This window comes from Wolbachia endosymbiont (group A) of Lasioglossum morio (assembly GCF_947250585.1).
GTDB classification, from domain to species: Bacteria; Pseudomonadota; Alphaproteobacteria; order Rickettsiales; family Anaplasmataceae; genus Wolbachia; species Wolbachia pipientis.
Genome location: NZ_OX366327.1, coordinates 73,419 through 88,470, shown reverse-complemented (window position 1 = coordinate 88,470; position 15,052 = coordinate 73,419). Strand labels below are relative to the sequence as shown.

Here is a 15,052-nt window from a genome sequence, read left to right as displayed (position 1 = left end):
AATACTCCCCTATAACTTATTTTTGCATTCCACAACTTTGCGACTTACCTGGCTTTATAGCTTCTTGCGCCCATTTTTTCTCACCTGAAGCTATAGTTACTGAAGGCTGACCAGCCTTTAGTAACCCTTCGCTATTTGTAAGTCCTGCAGGTTTCGTAGCTTCTGATGACTGCTTTTGATTATCATATTCCTTATACAATTTTTCTGCAATACCATACAGCAATTTTAAGTCTGTGTGAACTTTAAATTCTCCACCAGTAATTTTTGCTAGATCTTTAAGGTTACCGTCAACTTTTTGTTTAATTTCTTCAATAGCAAGCTTTTTTATCTCCTCTGGACTCTTTCCTTTATTTTTAGAGTCAGTTTTAATGTCTTCAATTATTTTTTTAACATCAACTTCAATTACAATTTTATTTTCTTCTCTATGTATAGTGATGTTTGAATACTCACTTTTTAGTGCTTTTATTTTATTCAATTGTTCATCATTCAAATAAGGTATATCTCCCGTCAGAGTTCTTGACACTAAAAAACTTACCTTTCCTATCCCTTTCTTTTGCTCTGTTATTTGTACACCAAGATCCTTACTAGCCTGTGTGGTTTCTATAGGTGGATCATATTCCCTTTCTTCTTCAGGTACATCTATACCAACAGCTTTCTTTAACGAAACTGTAGCATCATGTTTCATTTCACCCGTTGAAGCAAACGGCTTCTTTATAGGGTAAATAAGTGCTTTAGGCACAAGAGCAAACACCCGACCTGTAGCTTCTACACCTGTTTTAACTGCTCCGCCTATCTTAGCCCAAATAGATTCTGCCATACATACCTCCAAGGTACTTTCTATAACTAAATACATTTTAATTATAGACGAAAAAATTTAAACTTCTATATCCATTATAAGATAGAATTATAGGGATTGCAACCATTATTTGCACATTGTCTAAAACATGTAGTATTTTCGCTACTTTTATTGTTCAATTTATTATAAAGAATACTCTAAATTATGTTTAAATGGAACACAAATAATATCATTGATGCAACTGGCGGAAGAGACGTAAATGGTTGTAATTGGATACATAGCTCAAATATTTCAACGGACACAAGAAGCATAAAAAAAGGTGATTTATTTATTGCCCTCAAGGGAAAGAATTTTGATGGCCATAATTTTTTGCATGAAGCGTTTTTAAAAGGGGCTGTCGCTGCAATAGTGAGTGAGGGTAAATATAAAAATTTCCCTCTCATTATTGTACAAGATACCCTGAAAGCTTTGCACGGTATGGCATCATACTACATTAGAAATGTTCTTGTTGATGCTAAAGTTATTGCAATTACAGGCAGTGTTGGGAAAACCACTACAAAGGATATGCTGCACACTGTTTTATCGCAATATGGAGTATCTCATGTAAATGAAGGTAACTTAAATAATAATATAGGATTGCCTTTGACAATTCTGAAAGCTCCAAAAAACTGCCAGTACTTAATTCTTGAAATGGGAATGAATAAAGCTGGTGAAATAAAAGAATTATCAAAAATTAGTAATCCGAATATTGCAGTTATTACCAACATCGAACCTGCACATACTGAAAATTTTTCATCACTATTTGACGTTGCACAAGCGAAGTTAGAAATTCTGTATGGTATGAAAAATAACGGTACTTTGGTTTTAAGCAGAGATAATAAATATTATGATTATCTCTCATCACACGCCAATAGAAATGTAATAAGCTTCGGTAAAGATAAAAATGCTGAAGTTTGTTTACTAAACTTAATAAGAAACGATGAATCTTCTGTCATTTCAGCACTATCTTCTGTCATCCCAGTGCTTGACTACTTGGATCCAGGAAGTTCAATTGCAAATGAGCATATCAGACGGTTGTATAATAAAGACTGGATTCCAGCGTCACGCGCTGGAATGACATCAAACCGAGTTGCTAATAGATTAAGTTTAAAAATCAGGCTGAGTGATAATCAAATTATAAACTGTAATTTACGTGTACAAGGTGAGCATTTTGCTTATTCGCTACTTGCTGTTGCAGCAGTTGTGCAAAGCCTCGGACTTGATTTATCAAAATTACCACTTGCACTTAAGAATTTTAGTGTAGCGAAAGGTAGAGGCAATATTCATAAGGTCAAATACAATAAAAAATATATACATTTAATTGATGACTCCTATAACGCCAGCCCTGCTTCGATGAAAACTGCAATAAAAACTTTGAGTACATATTCTAATCAGAGAAAAATAGCTTTGCTTGGTGATATGTTGGAACTTGGTGATGAAAGCATAGAGTTTCATACAGATTTGGTTAAGATTATCACAGAAAATAATATAGATAAAGTTTATACAGTTGGTAAATTTATGTTAGAATTGCATGAGCTTTTGCCAGATAATATAAGAGGCACGCATTTTAATGATTCTAATCAATTGAAAAGTGATTTAGCTAACATTATTCAGAATAATGACGCAATTCTAGTTAAAGGCTCACGAGGAATGAAAATGGATCTTATTGTACGGGAATTCGTAATAAAATATTAAGCGAAATCATTGTATTAATTTACAGTAACAAATTATTAGGAACTTTAATTGTGACAAAACGTGTAATTATTTTTGGTGGAACGGGGTTTATAGGGAAACACATCGTAAGACGCTTGGCAGCAGAAGGATATTTAATAAAGATATTCACTCGTAATCAGGAAAAAGCTGCTTGTTTAAAATTGTGTGGCAATTTAGGACAAATATCAATATTTAAAGGCGATTTTTTTGATGAAAAATCAGTTCTGGAGGGTATGGAAGAATGTGATGTAGCTATAAACTTAGTGGGAATATTATATGAAGCAAAAAAGCACGATTTTTACGCTGTTCACGTTAAAATAGCTGAAAGGATAGCAAAAGCTGCAAAAATGAAAAATGTACCTATGATGATACATTTTTCTGCTATGGGAATAGAAAATAGCAAGTTGTCAAAATATGCCAAAAGTAAATTGGAAGGTGAAAAAGCTGTAACTTCAGCATTTCAAAAAGCAATAATAATTAGGCCAAGCCTTGTATTTGGTAAAGAAGACAACTTCTTTAATAAATTTGCAAGATTAGCAACTATTCTTCCTTTCTTACCACTAATTGGCAATGGAACAACTAAATTTCAGCCAATATGTGTAACAGACTTAGCTGAAGTGGTATATCGTATTATCAGTTTTAATAAGCAAGACAAGAAAATTTATAACATGGGTGGACCAAAGGTTTACTCCTTCAAAAGCTTATTGAAGTTTATTCTGAATGTTACTAACAGAAAGTGTTTGTTGATCAATGTATCTTTTCCAATGGCAAAGTTAATAGCTTTCTTTTTAGAAAATAAAATTATTTCTATGCTGCTAAAACCAGTAACCGGAGATACGAACCCTATGCTTACTCAAGATCAGGTGAAAGTTATGATGAATAGTTCAATCGAAAAGTCAGTTGACCTTGAAACAATGAAGGTTCGACCATTAGCAATTGAAAATGTGGTGCCAGAGTATTTGAAGATTTATAGAAAGTATTGATAGAAGAGTGTGCCCGGTGGGATTCGAACCTACGACCCACAGCTTAGAAGGCTGTTGCTCTATCCAGCTGAGCTACGGGCACACAACATATATAAAATGCTTCTTAGTACAAGTGAAGTCAAGTACTTCGTGTGAATATGATGTTTATCTTACAAAACCTTGTCATTGCAGTTGTGTGTCGCGCGCTACCGAAATTGGATGCGAGAAGTCTATTTATTTTAGAAAATATTATATAGAAAGTTGCTTGACAAACTCCACCAGCGCCCTTATCATGATAGTGAAGCTATTGTATTTGCTTTCGCCAATCTGCAGATTAAAAGGTAAGGATTACTTAATGTATCGGCGTCTTATGTTCAATTTTTTGCAGTATATAGATACTGTATGTCTTTACAAAACTTCATCTACATCTAGATTTTTATCTAAATAAGCTGAACGCGCTTATAAAGCGTTACAAGACATCAAAAAATGCCAATACTCGACAGAGATAGTAAAAGACTAGCTAACTCGGGGATTCTTTGTCTTTTTTTCTGCTTAGTAAATTTCTTAAACATTTGCAGCGTAAGTTAGTTGCAATTAAAAGCAGCTTAATCTTGCTTGTCAAGCGTTTAAAACATAAAAAACGCCAATATTTTAAAGCGGATAATAACCCCAGGGCTTCTTTTGCCTTTTTTTTCATTTAGTAAATTTCTTAATATTTATAGCTAAACAACAACCGTCATCCCGCTGCTTGTTAGCGGCTAAGAGATACCGCGAATGAATCGCGGTATGACGGTGTAGATGATGGTTAAGTAATTCGTCATCCCGCTGCTTGTTAGCGGGATCTATGTTAAGGTATAGTAGGGGATCTATGTTAAGAGATACCGCGAATGAATCGCGGTATGACGGTTAATTATTTTGCAGCGGCATGACGTCTCGCTTACAACCTATAGCCTTCAGTGCTCCTTTTTTTGTCATCCCAGCGTTACGCGCTGGTTTCAACATTATATCATGAACTTTCTAAAATTCATTGAACTGTGCTTTCAAACGGTAGTGCCGGGGTGTGAGTATAACGATTATCAGTATATAAAAGTCATAGCAGATAGGCTGGAAGCGGCGAGCGCTGGTGAAGTGAAACGAATAATATTCAATATGCCTCCGCGCTCGATGAAGTCCATGTGCATAAGCGTTGCGTGGCCCGCATGGATACTGGGAAACCAACCAACTGCGAGAATAATAGTTGCAAGTTATTCTCAGCGGCTCAGCGAAAAGCACTCGCTCGACACCAGGTGCGTGATGCAGTCTAGTTGGTATAGAGCGCTATTTCCAGAGATAGAACTATCCAAAGACCAGAATACCAAATATAAATTTCAAACAGTGCAGAGAGGATACAGAATCGCAACATCAGTTGGTGGAACACTAACTGGTGAAGGTGGTGATTTTATCATTGTGGACGATCCGCTCAGTTCTGCTCAAGCTTTGAGTGAAACGCTTAGAAAGCGTGCCACAAACTGGTTTGATCAGACTTTAGTAACCAGGCTGAACGATAGAAAAAAAGGAGTCATCGTTCTTGTAATGCACAGGCTACACCAGGAGGACTTAACTGGACACCTTCTCTCCAAGCCAAAAAACATATGGCATCATATTTGTTTGCCAATGATTTCTGAAAATAAGCAGGTTATTTATTCAATCAAAAAGCCAATACCTCCCGTTCCTATCATCCGAGTAGCTCAGCACTGTGCGACCAGGCGATTATATAATAAACCAGCGTCACCTGTAAGGATATTATATTCAAGAGAAGAAGGTCAGTTGTTATATCCCCTCGATGGAGGAAAAGAAGAAGTTGAGATAATAAAAGCTGAACTTGGGAGTTATGCTTTTGCTGCGCAATATCAACAAAACCCTCTGCCGCTTTCAAGTGGTATAATTAAACCAGAGTGGTTGAAACGCTATAGAAATTTTCCTGATAGTCTCTCATATGTCACTCAGAGCTGGGACACTGCAGTTTCAACAAGCAGCATGAGCAACTTTAGCGTCTGCACCACCTGGGCAAAAATAGATAATAAATTCTATTTACTTGATGTATATCGCGCAAAGCTTGAGTATCCAAAGCTTAAAGAACAAGTTTTATCACTAGCTGCAAGATGGTCACCACACGCGATTTTGATCGAAGCCAAAACAAGTGGTCAGCAATTAGTACAAGAGCTAAAGACAAACAGTGATTTACCCATTATTGAAATAATGCCACATGATGACAAACTCACTCGATTCCACCGGATTGCTCCGATGATAGAGTCTGGCAAGGTTTTTCTGCCACATCAAGCAGTATGGCTAAACGATTTTGAGTATGAGATTTTAATGTTTCCTGAAACTCGACACGATGATCAAGTGGATAGTACCGTGCAATATTTGCAGTGGGTGAGAGATAGTAGCTCTAGGGTTGCAGCTTTACGGGCATTGTGATTTGAGAGCAATTTCCACAAGGGAGGATGTCATCCCAGCGCTCCTTTTTTTGTCATGCAAGTAGCTGACACTGGAATCTAGCTTCTCGTTGCTGCTGCGATCATATACTATTGTAATGAGCCTTCAAAGTCACTTAAAAATAGCAACGTCCAAGGGTTTTCTGAAAAGGTCCCACAACCAGGTTCGTAAAATTCACAAGAACCATTAAAATATTTTTTTACTTTTCATCGTATATTTCTCAACATATTATCTTTAAGTACTAAAATAATTAACAATATGGCATTATTAATAGTTGAATCACCTGCGAAAGCAAAGACAATAGGTAAATATTTGGGTAAAGAGTTCAAAGTAGCTGCATCCTTTGGACATGTGAGGGATCTTCCAGCAAAAAACGGTTCTGTCGATCCGGATAATGATTTTGCTATAAAGTATGAGACCATTGAAAAAGCAGAAAAGTATATAAAAGAGTTAGTAAAAGCCGCAAGCAAAACATCAGATATATATCTTGCAACAGACCCAGACAGAGAAGGGGAAGCAATGGCTTGGCATGTGATAGAGACATTAAAAGAAAAGAAAGCAATCAGTAATGAAAACAACATTTATAGAGTAGTCTTTAATGAGATAACAAAAAGAGCAGTACAAGAAGCAATAAAGAATCCACGTGAAATAAATATGGATTTAGTGCGTGCACAACAAGCACGTAGAGCTTTGGATTATCTGGTTGGGTTTAGTTTGTCACCACTGCTGTGGACAAAATTGTCGGGGAGCAAGTCTGCAGGGCGAGTGCAGTCTGTTGCATTAAAGATTATATGCGAACGAGAAGATGAAATTATTAAATTTATAACACAGGAGTATTGGAGCATAAAGGCAGAAATGCAAAATAGCAAAGATGAGGCTTTTTTTGCTATGCTAAGCCACTATGACAATAAAAAGCTAGAAAAATTTGATATTAAGAATGAAGAGGAAGCAAAGAACTTAGTCAGGGAGATTGAGTCAAGGCAATATGCTGTAAGCACAGTAGAACGCAAGCAAGTTAAGAGAAACCCGCTTCCTCCGTTTATTACTTCAAGTCTTCAGCAAGATGCAGTGAATAAACTGTATTTTAATGTGAAAAGTGTTATGCGCATAGCGCAAAATTTATATGAAGGTATCGATATTGGTGGTGAAACTGTAGGGTTGATAACTTACATGCGTACAGATGGGTTTCATATTGCAGATGAGGCTATAAACTCAATTAGAGGGTCAATTAAGTCATTATATGGTGATAAATATTTACCGCAGTCTCCTCGTAAATATGTAAAAAAGGTCAAAAATGCTCAAGAAGCACATGAAGCAATTCGTCCAACTGATATCAATAGAACGCCGGGTAGTATTAAGGATTACTTAACGCCAGAGCAATTTAAATTGTACGATTTAATCTGGAAAAGGACCATTGCAAGTCAAATGGAATCGGCGATTCTTGATCAAGTGGTAGTTGAAATTAGTTCTACTGATCAAAAAGTAGTTCTGCGAGCAAGTGGGTCGAGTATATTCTTTGATGGTTTTTATAGAGTCTATCAAGATAACATGGAAGCCGAAAATGAAGGCCTGCTACCTGCCATGAAGGAAGGGGAAGCATGCAAGCTGATTTCAGTTGAGCCAAAACAACATTTCACTCAACCGCCACCTCGTTATAGTGAAGCAAGTATCGTTAAAAAAATGGAAGAAATCGGTATAGGCCGCCCATCAACTTATGCAACAATTATTTCGGTATTACAAGATCGTGAGTACGTTTCATTGGATAGCAAAAGGTTTATTCCAAGCAGTCGTGGTAAAATCGTTACTATATTTTTAGAAACTTTTTTTCAGCGTTGTGTAGAGTATGATTTCACAGCACAAATGGAAGAAAAGCTTGATTTAATTTCAAATGGACATGCAGATTGGAAAAAAGAATTAGGCCACTTTTGGGTGCCATTTTTTGGTCATGTAAACTCTGTCAAGCAAATGACGCATGATGAAGTTTTCAGCGGCATTCACGATTTGGTAATCGATTGGTTTTGTTCAGAAGAAGGAAGAAAAGAGGTGAATACAAAATGTCCTGCTTGCTTAGGTGGCATATTGAAATTGAACTTTGGAAAAGCCGGGGTGTTCCTTGGATGTTCTAACTATCCTGAATGCAACCATACAAAAGAAATTACAGGTAGTAACGACAATTCAGAATATCCAAAAAGTTTAGGTGTAGATGGTATAACAAACCAAGAAGTGATGATCAAAAAGGGTCCTTTTGGACTTTATCTGGAGTTTAATAACGAGTTAAAAAAGAAAAAAACGGTTTCCATACCAAAAGATATAAATGTTAATGATATTGATCTGAGCACCGCTACTCAGTTACTTTCCTTGCCGAAAGTAATCGGAGAACACCCTGAAACCGGAAAGGAAGTAAAAATAGGCCTTGGGCGATTTGGGTACTATATTTTCTATGATGGTAAATACTTTTCTCTTAAGAAAAGCTCCAAAGAGGTGCTGAATACAGAATTGAGCGAAGCTGTACAAATTATTGCAAACAGTCCACGCAAAGAGTTAAAATCTCTCGGGGTTAATGAAAAGGGAAAAGAAGTTTTTATCTGCAATGGTAGGTATGGATTCTATATAAAATGTGGTAAAACAAACGTTGCTTTGGGCAAGAGTGCAGATATTGAGAGCATAGATCTGGAGAAGGCTTTAGAGTTGATTAAGGGCAAGAAATAGACTTCTTGCATAACCATTATCTACGTTAAAAATCAGCTTTTTTGTCATTCCAGCGTGTGACGCTGGAATCTAGAAAAAAAGAACCTGGATGCCAGTGTCTGGGCACTGGCATGACACCCTTTCTGGTAGAGGTTGCTCTCAAATCACAACGTGCATACAACTGCAGCAGTATGATGTTTTATTTATTATAGCTATAACACTGAAGTTTACAATCAGAACAAACCACTTGGCCACGTGGAACTGATTTCAGTTTATCAGTTGAAACTTGATTTGAGCAGAATATGCATTTTATTGTGTTGCTTGGAGTAAGTGAGTTATCAACAGCAATTCTATCATCAAAAACAAAACATTCTCCTTTCCAATTACCATTTTTATTATAAGTTTTTTCAAGGTAAGAAAGAATGCCGCCTTTAAGATGGTAAACATCACTAAATCCAAGGCTTTTCATATATGCTGTAGATTTTTCGCATCTAATCCCACCAGTGCAGTACATAGCCACTTTCAGGTCTTTACTCTCAGAAAATGACTCTGTCCACTGAGGAAACTCACGGAAACATTGTGTGTGTGGATTAATTGCATTCTTAAACTTGCCTAATTTCACTTCATACTCGTTTCGTGTATCTATTACTAAAACGTCAGGTTGAGAAGTAAAATCATCCCAATGCTCTGGATCAACATATTTACCCTTAAGGGAAATATCAAGATTGCTTACACCAAGATTCACAATCTCTCTTTTTAATTTTACCTTCATCTTGCTAAATGGTTGATATTTTGCTGCACTCTCTTTCCATGTAAGGTCCCTTAGCCTATAATCAGAACGTAGAAAATCGAATATTTTATCAATTGCGTTTCTTTCACCAGATATTGTTGCATTAACACCCTCTTCTGCAAGGAGTATAGTGCCCTTTAACTCAACGTTGTTGCATGCAGCTTTTATTTCGTCTTTCATGTCATAATAATTAGAGAGTTCTACAAAGTGATAGAAAGTTGCAATGACGAAGCTCATGATTATTCACTTATCAACTAAAAACATGATATACAAAATTATAAAGATATTCAATAGTACGGCTGTTAATTACTGGATATCTTCAGTTTTTACATATAACATTTTAATATAAAATATAGATTCAAATTAATGTTTTTAAGAGTATTTAAAAATATATTCTTATTTTTAGTAAGTATATTATTCGTCTGTCCTATACTATCGTTAATATCAATCTTATTTACAGATTCAGCGAATTCCGAATGGGTAATCAGTACACTTTTTCCTGAATATATACTGAGTACGTTAATTTTGATGGTAGGAGTAGGGGGAATATCTTTCATATTTGGAGTAATTCCAGCTTGGCTCACCACATTTTTTTCATTTCCTGGAAGTAAAATTTTTGAGATTGCTTTGTTCTTTCCGATATCGATTCCTGGATATATAGTAGCGTTCGTCTATGTAAATACGCTAGAGTTTTCAGGTCCGGTGCAGAGCTTATTAAGAGACATTTTAGATTGGAGCAAAGGTGACTATTGGTTTCCTGAAATAAAATCCCTAGGTGGTGGAATATTAGTAATGGGATTCAGCCTATATCCATACGTTTATATGTTAGTCCGCTCAAGTCTAAAGAATGTTAGTAACTCAGTCACTATTGCGTCAACACTTGGGTTCTCCTCATTGAAGAGCCTGTTTTCTGTCATCATACCCTCCATACGCCCATCAATTATAGCTGGGTTGTCTTTGGTACTAATGGAAGTAATTACAGATTTCGGCACACCACAGTTTCTTGCTATCGATACTTTCACAACAGGAATATATCGCACCTGGTTTTTACTGCATGACAAATATTCAACTACTGTTTTAGCAGTTGCAGAGTTGATTTTCGTTGCAACACTAATAGCTATCGAAAAAAAACTACAAAAAAAAGGAATATCCTACTCTTCAATCAATACCAATTCAGATTATCACAATAAACGGAGTATAAGTGGCACTATACCATTGATCTTTGCTTATCTTATGTGTGTATTGCCGATATTAATAGGTTTTATTTTGCCAATGATTCCGCTCATATATTGGAGCATAGAGAAGGGGTTTTTCATATATGAAGCAAGATTCTATAACATAATAGCAAATAGCGTTAGTTTATCATTCATCACTGCACTAATCTCAATTAGCATTGCAATAATTATTGGATATACGGCGCGTAAAAATAAGGTAATCAATAATGTAGCACGTCTCATTTCTTTAGGCTACGCAATTCCAAATGCAATTATCGCAATTAGCATAATAATATTTTTAAGCAGAATATCCTCTTTCATTACTCAATATGTTGTGGAAATTAGCTTGGTAGGAACTATTGGCGCATTAGTTTACTCATATTTATTTCGTTTTTTTGCTATATCTTTCAAGGCGGTAGAGTCAGGGCTCAAAAAAACACCAAATGAAATTGAGTGGACTGCATATACTATGGGTCATGGACCTATTTCCACATGTTTGAATGTTCATATCCCTCTCATCAAGAAGAGTATATTATCGGGATTTTTGCTCGTATTTATGGATACTATCAAAGAGCTCACAGCAACACTCATTATAAGACCATTTAATTTTGAAACTATATCAACTAGAATATATGAACTTGTAAGCGATGAGCGCTATAGAGAAGCTGCCCCATTTTCGTTAATAATAGTTATAATAGGCTTAATCTCTACAATAACCTTATTTACACTTGATGATAAGGATAAAAAATAAACGTAACCGTTCACAGATTTCCACTTAATTCTTCAATCTCACTAATAGAAAGGCCAGTAAACTTAACAATAGTGTTGACATCAACATTATTAGCCAGCATTGCTTTTGCGACTTCAATTTTCCCTTCAATTTTCCCTTCAATTTTCCCTTCAATTTTCCCTTTCTCTATACCTTTTTGTATACCTTTCTCTTCAGCAAGATCAAGTCTGTATTCAAGAATAGCTTCTTCTTTGCGTAGATCCATTATCCTTTCTTCATAGGCTACTAAATCTTTTTCGTTCCAACGAAACTTGTCTAATTCATCATATGCTAGCTTTATTATTGGCGCTTTTTCTGCTATCTCTTTTAAGTCCTCTTCTGTTGTTTCTTCTGCGTATTTAAAAAAGAAACACCACCTTTCTACTATACTTTCTAACTGCTCTACTTTATTTTTTGCGAATTTAGGCAACTCAATAAAGACAAACTGAAAATCTTTTAAGTAATGGCCGTTAGTTTTTATATCACGTATATTGTGAGTAGAAATATAATCAACTTCTTCAGGAAGTAAGTTACAATTTGATATAGCAATAAAGAAGACTTTCTTTAAATCAATGTAGTTGCCAGATTTATCTAATTGTCTTGAGTAGGCTTTAGCGGCATATAATTGAGCGCGTTTTTCGAAGCCCTTGTCTCTAGCGAGCTGCATTTCTGCTATATATCTATTTCCGTGAGAATCCTTGCAGAGAACATCAACAATACTTTGTTTATCAGAGGCAACTTCGGGATCCATAATAGTGCTAAGAAACTCAACTTCTTGTATTGCATTTATCTCAGTAAACCCTAAAATATCGTTCAAAAAGTGGATCAGGATATTCTTATTTTTTTCCGTTCCAAAGATTTTTTTGAAACACAAATCATTGCGAGGATCGAGAAATTTTGAAAGAGCCATAGCCAAAGTGCTTAAAAATATTAATAATTATACACTATTATTAACAATTATTCAACCATATTTTTGAAGATAGCTATAGCTAACACGTCATAACCGCCACGAACCGTCATACCGCGATTCATTCGCGGTATCTTAGCATAGATCCCGCTAACAAGTAGCGGGATGACGAGCTTATCGTCATGCCGCCGCGAACCGTCATACCGCCGCGGTATCTCGGCATAGATTCCGCTAACAAGTAGCGGAATGACGATTGTGTATCGTGTTTTGCTAAAAATCACAGAATGCAGTCTGGTTACAAATAAACTATTTTGATAGTTAATGGGGTCTAGTTTTGATGTATGGACTATCCAAAGAAAAGGGTGGTATCATAACTTCAAAAACTTTTATGCTTTCTTCATTCAGAAATTCATACTTACCCTGCATTATTCCTGACGGTACATTTAAGTATGTTCCACTTGTGTATTTAAATACCTCTCCAGATTTTATCACAGGTTGTTCTCCGATAACACCAACTCCGGCAATTTCATTTACTTTTCCCTTATAATCTATTATTTGCCAATGACGACTTAACAATTGAATAGTTGATTGGCTTTTGTTTTTTATCTTAACGTTATACATCCATACATAGCAATTTTCATAAGGAATGGATTGCTCTTCAATATAAATTGGTAAAACTGTAACTTCAACAAAGTTGGTAGTTAGTGTGTATTCTATCATTATAAAATATTCATGATAAGAAAATAGTATCTTAATTATATACTTTTTTCATAGATTTTTCAAGTATACTCTAATTAGGAAATATCAATTTATAGTATGAATGAACCAGATGCGCTTAGCAAAAAAGTAATAGGAATAATAGGTGGTGGACAATTAGGTAAAATGACTGCTATCGCTGCAACAAAACTTGGACAAAAAACACATGTTTTTGCCAGTGCTAAAGACGATCCGGCTTGCTCTGTTGCTGATGATTTCACAATAGCAGATTTCTCTGATAAGAAAGCGCTTGAATCTTTTGCACAGAGTGTGGATTTGGTCACTATTGAGTCTGAAAATATTCCATGTAGTGCAATTGATATCGATGTAAATTTTTATCCGGGTAAAAAAGCGTTACACATTGCGCAAAATAGGCTTAGAGAGAAAGATTTCATTAGAAGCTTGAGTATAAAAACTGCTGAATACAAAAGTATACAAAATTATAATGAGCTACTGAAAAACAGTAGAGCTTTTGGCTATCCAACAAGGCTGAAAACAACAGAAATGGGTTATGATGGAAAAGGGCAATATGTGCTTGAGAATGATTCTGAAGTGAAGCAATTTGCTTCCTTTGATTGGAATACAGAGTACATTCTTGAAGCAAGTGTTGATTTACTGAAAGAGGTTTCAATAGTCGTTGCAAGAGATAAAAACGGTAAAGTAGCTTTTTTTCCTATAGCAGAAAATTACCACGTTGATGGAATACTTGATACTTCAACAGTGCCAGCTAAAATAGATAGCAAATTAACTCAAGAGGTACAACGAGCTGCAAAGAAAATAGCAAATGCGCTTGATGTAATAGGAATTCTGGCTATTGAATTTTTTGTTACTAAAGATAACGAATTGTTAGTTAATGAACTAGCTCCCAGACCTCACAATTCTTGCCACTGGAGCTTGGATGCATGTAACGTTAGTCAATTTGAACAGCTAGTTAGGATAATATGCGGGTTACCTATGCAGGAAGTAGTATTACGCTTTCCTTGTATGACGAAAAATATAATAGGTAATGATATATATGATTCTCATAAGTATTTGAGCAACGAAAAAGCTAGTTTAACCATATATGGGAAAAAAGAGGTTAGGGATAAGCGTAAAATGGGACATGTCAATATAGATTTAAGTTAACAGTTTTTCTACGTCATACCGCCACAACTGTACGAACATTGTGATATGATGAGATGTTACATAGTAAACGGTGTCATTCTAGCACCTCTTTTCCCGTCATCCCGCTGCTTGTTAGCGGGATCTCATTTTACTTTATGAGGGTGTCATCCGAGTAGCCCCTTTCTCGTCATCCCGCTGCTTGTTAGCGGGATCTCATTTCACTTTATGAAGGTGTCATCCGAGTAGCCTGACTACTTGGATCCAGGAATTTTATTAAGTTGGTAAGCATAAAAGTGGCTGATCTTATGTTAAAACACAACGTTCTTGATGAGATTACAGCAAGGCTGGATTCCAGCGTCAGCTACTTGAATGACAGCAGTCCTACGTCATGCCGCCGCGGTATCTCTAGATCCCGCTAACAAGTAGCGGGATGACGATTGTCGTTTAGCCATAAATATTAAGAAATTTACCAAATAAAAAAAAAGGCAAAAGAAGCCCCGTGGTTGGCTAATTACTTACATTATACTTTCAAGTATGGCGTTTTTTTATTCTAAACGCTTAATAACCGCGATTTAGTTGCTTTTAAGCCGCAACTAATCTAAATTATAAACATTAAGAAATTTACTAAACAGAAAAAAAGGCAAAAGAAACCCTAGGGTAGCTAGTTATTCACTATCCATTTTTTAAATCGGCGTTTTTTGATGTTTTAAATGCTTTATAAGCGCATTTCAGCTTATATTAGGTAAAAACCTAGAAATTTTATAAAGACATAAGGTGCACATAGTGCAAAAAATTAAACATGGGACGCCAGATACGTGAGTTTTTTTGTCATTTAA

11 protein-coding genes and 1 tRNA gene are annotated in these 15,052 nt (G+C 35.7%); 7 read left to right on the top strand and 5 right to left on the bottom strand.

The genetic code is table 11. The features are described from left to right. Nucleotides 1-16: 16 nt before the first annotated feature. Nucleotides 17-817, bottom strand: coding sequence for a hypothetical protein (locus OOK89_RS00410; protein WP_264719034.1), 801 nt, complete (start codon nt 815-817; stop codon nt 17-19). Between the two features lie 183 nt (nt 818-1,000). Between OOK89_RS00410 and OOK89_RS00405 the strand changes: the two genes are divergently transcribed. Continuing rightward, entirely contained in the window at nt 1,001-2,530 is a 1,530-nt protein-coding gene (locus OOK89_RS00405; RefSeq protein ID WP_077188612.1) for a UDP-N-acetylmuramoyl-tripeptide--D-alanyl-D-alanine ligase, read from the top strand. Between the two features lie 50 nt (nt 2,531-2,580). Next, on the top strand, nt 2,581-3,531 hold the full coding sequence (locus OOK89_RS00400) for a complex I NDUFA9 subunit family protein (protein ID WP_264719033.1): 951 nt from the start codon (nt 2,581-2,583) through the stop codon (nt 3,529-3,531). Nucleotides 3,532-3,539: 8 nt separating this feature from the next. Here OOK89_RS00400 and OOK89_RS00395 read toward each other — a convergent pair. Then, nucleotides 3,540-3,613 (bottom strand) — tRNA-Arg (locus OOK89_RS00395). 905 nt (nt 3,614-4,518) lie between these two features. Between OOK89_RS00395 and terL the strand changes: the two genes are divergently transcribed. From terL to topA, 3 genes are all read left to right on the top strand, one after another. After that, complete coding sequence (gene terL / locus OOK89_RS00390) at nt 4,519-5,970, top strand: phage terminase large subunit (RefSeq protein WP_264719032.1); 1,452 nt, start codon at nt 4,519-4,521, stop codon at nt 5,968-5,970. Nucleotides 5,971-6,069: 99 nt separating this feature from the next. Beyond that, on the top strand, nt 6,070-6,159 hold the full coding sequence (locus OOK89_RS06555; protein ID WP_419198969.1) for a hypothetical protein: 90 nt from the start codon (nt 6,070-6,072) through the stop codon (nt 6,157-6,159). 87 nt (nt 6,160-6,246) lie between these two features. Then, complete coding sequence (gene topA / locus OOK89_RS00385) at nt 6,247-8,697, top strand: type I DNA topoisomerase (RefSeq protein ID WP_264719031.1); 2,451 nt, start codon at nt 6,247-6,249, stop codon at nt 8,695-8,697. Between the two features lie 178 nt (nt 8,698-8,875). Here topA and trhO read toward each other — a convergent pair whose 3' ends face one another. Next, entirely contained in the window at nt 8,876-9,703 is an 828-nt protein-coding gene (gene trhO, locus OOK89_RS00380) for an oxygen-dependent tRNA uridine(34) hydroxylase TrhO (protein ID WP_006280186.1), read from the bottom strand. A gap of 129 nt (nt 9,704-9,832) precedes the next feature. On the opposite strand from trhO, the gene OOK89_RS00375 reads away from it, so the two are divergent. After that, on the top strand, nt 9,833-11,431 hold the full coding sequence (locus OOK89_RS00375; protein ID WP_264719030.1) for an ABC transporter permease: 1,599 nt from the start codon (nt 9,833-9,835) through the stop codon (nt 11,429-11,431). A 10-nt stretch (nt 11,432-11,441) separates the two neighbouring features. Here OOK89_RS00375 and OOK89_RS00370 read toward each other — a convergent pair whose 3' ends face one another. Both OOK89_RS00370 and apaG read right to left on the bottom strand, forming a co-directional pair. Then, complete coding sequence (locus tag OOK89_RS00370; RefSeq protein WP_264719029.1) at nt 11,442-12,359, bottom strand: Rpn family recombination-promoting nuclease/putative transposase; 918 nt, start codon at nt 12,357-12,359, stop codon at nt 11,442-11,444. 315 nt (nt 12,360-12,674) lie between these two features. Beyond that, nucleotides 12,675-13,076 (bottom strand): Co2+/Mg2+ efflux protein ApaG, encoded by a 402-nt coding sequence (apaG, locus tag OOK89_RS00365; RefSeq protein ID WP_007549064.1) that lies wholly within the window; start codon nt 13,074-13,076, stop codon nt 12,675-12,677. Between the two features lie 96 nt (nt 13,077-13,172). Here apaG and OOK89_RS00360 point away from each other — a divergent pair, with 96 nt between their 5' ends. Next, on the top strand, nt 13,173-14,237 hold the full coding sequence (locus OOK89_RS00360) for a 5-(carboxyamino)imidazole ribonucleotide synthase (protein WP_264374023.1): 1,065 nt from the start codon (nt 13,173-13,175) through the stop codon (nt 14,235-14,237). Nucleotides 14,238-15,052 lie beyond the last annotated feature (815 nt).

Bases quoted from the DNA above. Each gene is read 5' to 3' on its own strand.
- apaG (WP_007549064.1), bottom strand. From the start codon at position 13,076: ATGATAGAATACACACTAACTACCAACTTTGTTGAAGTTACAGTTTTA.
- OOK89_RS00370 (WP_264719029.1), bottom strand. From the start codon at position 12,359: ATGGCTCTTTCAAAATTTCTCGATCCTCGCAATGATTTGTGTTTCAAA.
- terL (WP_264719032.1), top strand. From the start codon at position 4,519: ATGAACTTTCTAAAATTCATTGAACTGTGCTTTCAAACGGTAGTGCCG.
- trhO (WP_006280186.1), bottom strand. From the start codon at position 9,703: ATGAGCTTCGTCATTGCAACTTTCTATCACTTTGTAGAACTCTCTAAT.
- OOK89_RS00405 (WP_077188612.1), top strand. From the start codon at position 1,001: ATGTTTAAATGGAACACAAATAATATCATTGATGCAACTGGCGGAAGA.
- OOK89_RS00375 (WP_264719030.1), top strand. From the start codon at position 9,833: ATGTTTTTAAGAGTATTTAAAAATATATTCTTATTTTTAGTAAGTATA.
- OOK89_RS00360 (WP_264374023.1), top strand. From the start codon at position 13,173: ATGAATGAACCAGATGCGCTTAGCAAAAAAGTAATAGGAATAATAGGT.
- OOK89_RS00410 (WP_264719034.1), bottom strand. From the start codon at position 817: ATGGCAGAATCTATTTGGGCTAAGATAGGCGGAGCAGTTAAAACAGGT.
- topA (WP_264719031.1), top strand. From the start codon at position 6,247: ATGGCATTATTAATAGTTGAATCACCTGCGAAAGCAAAGACAATAGGT.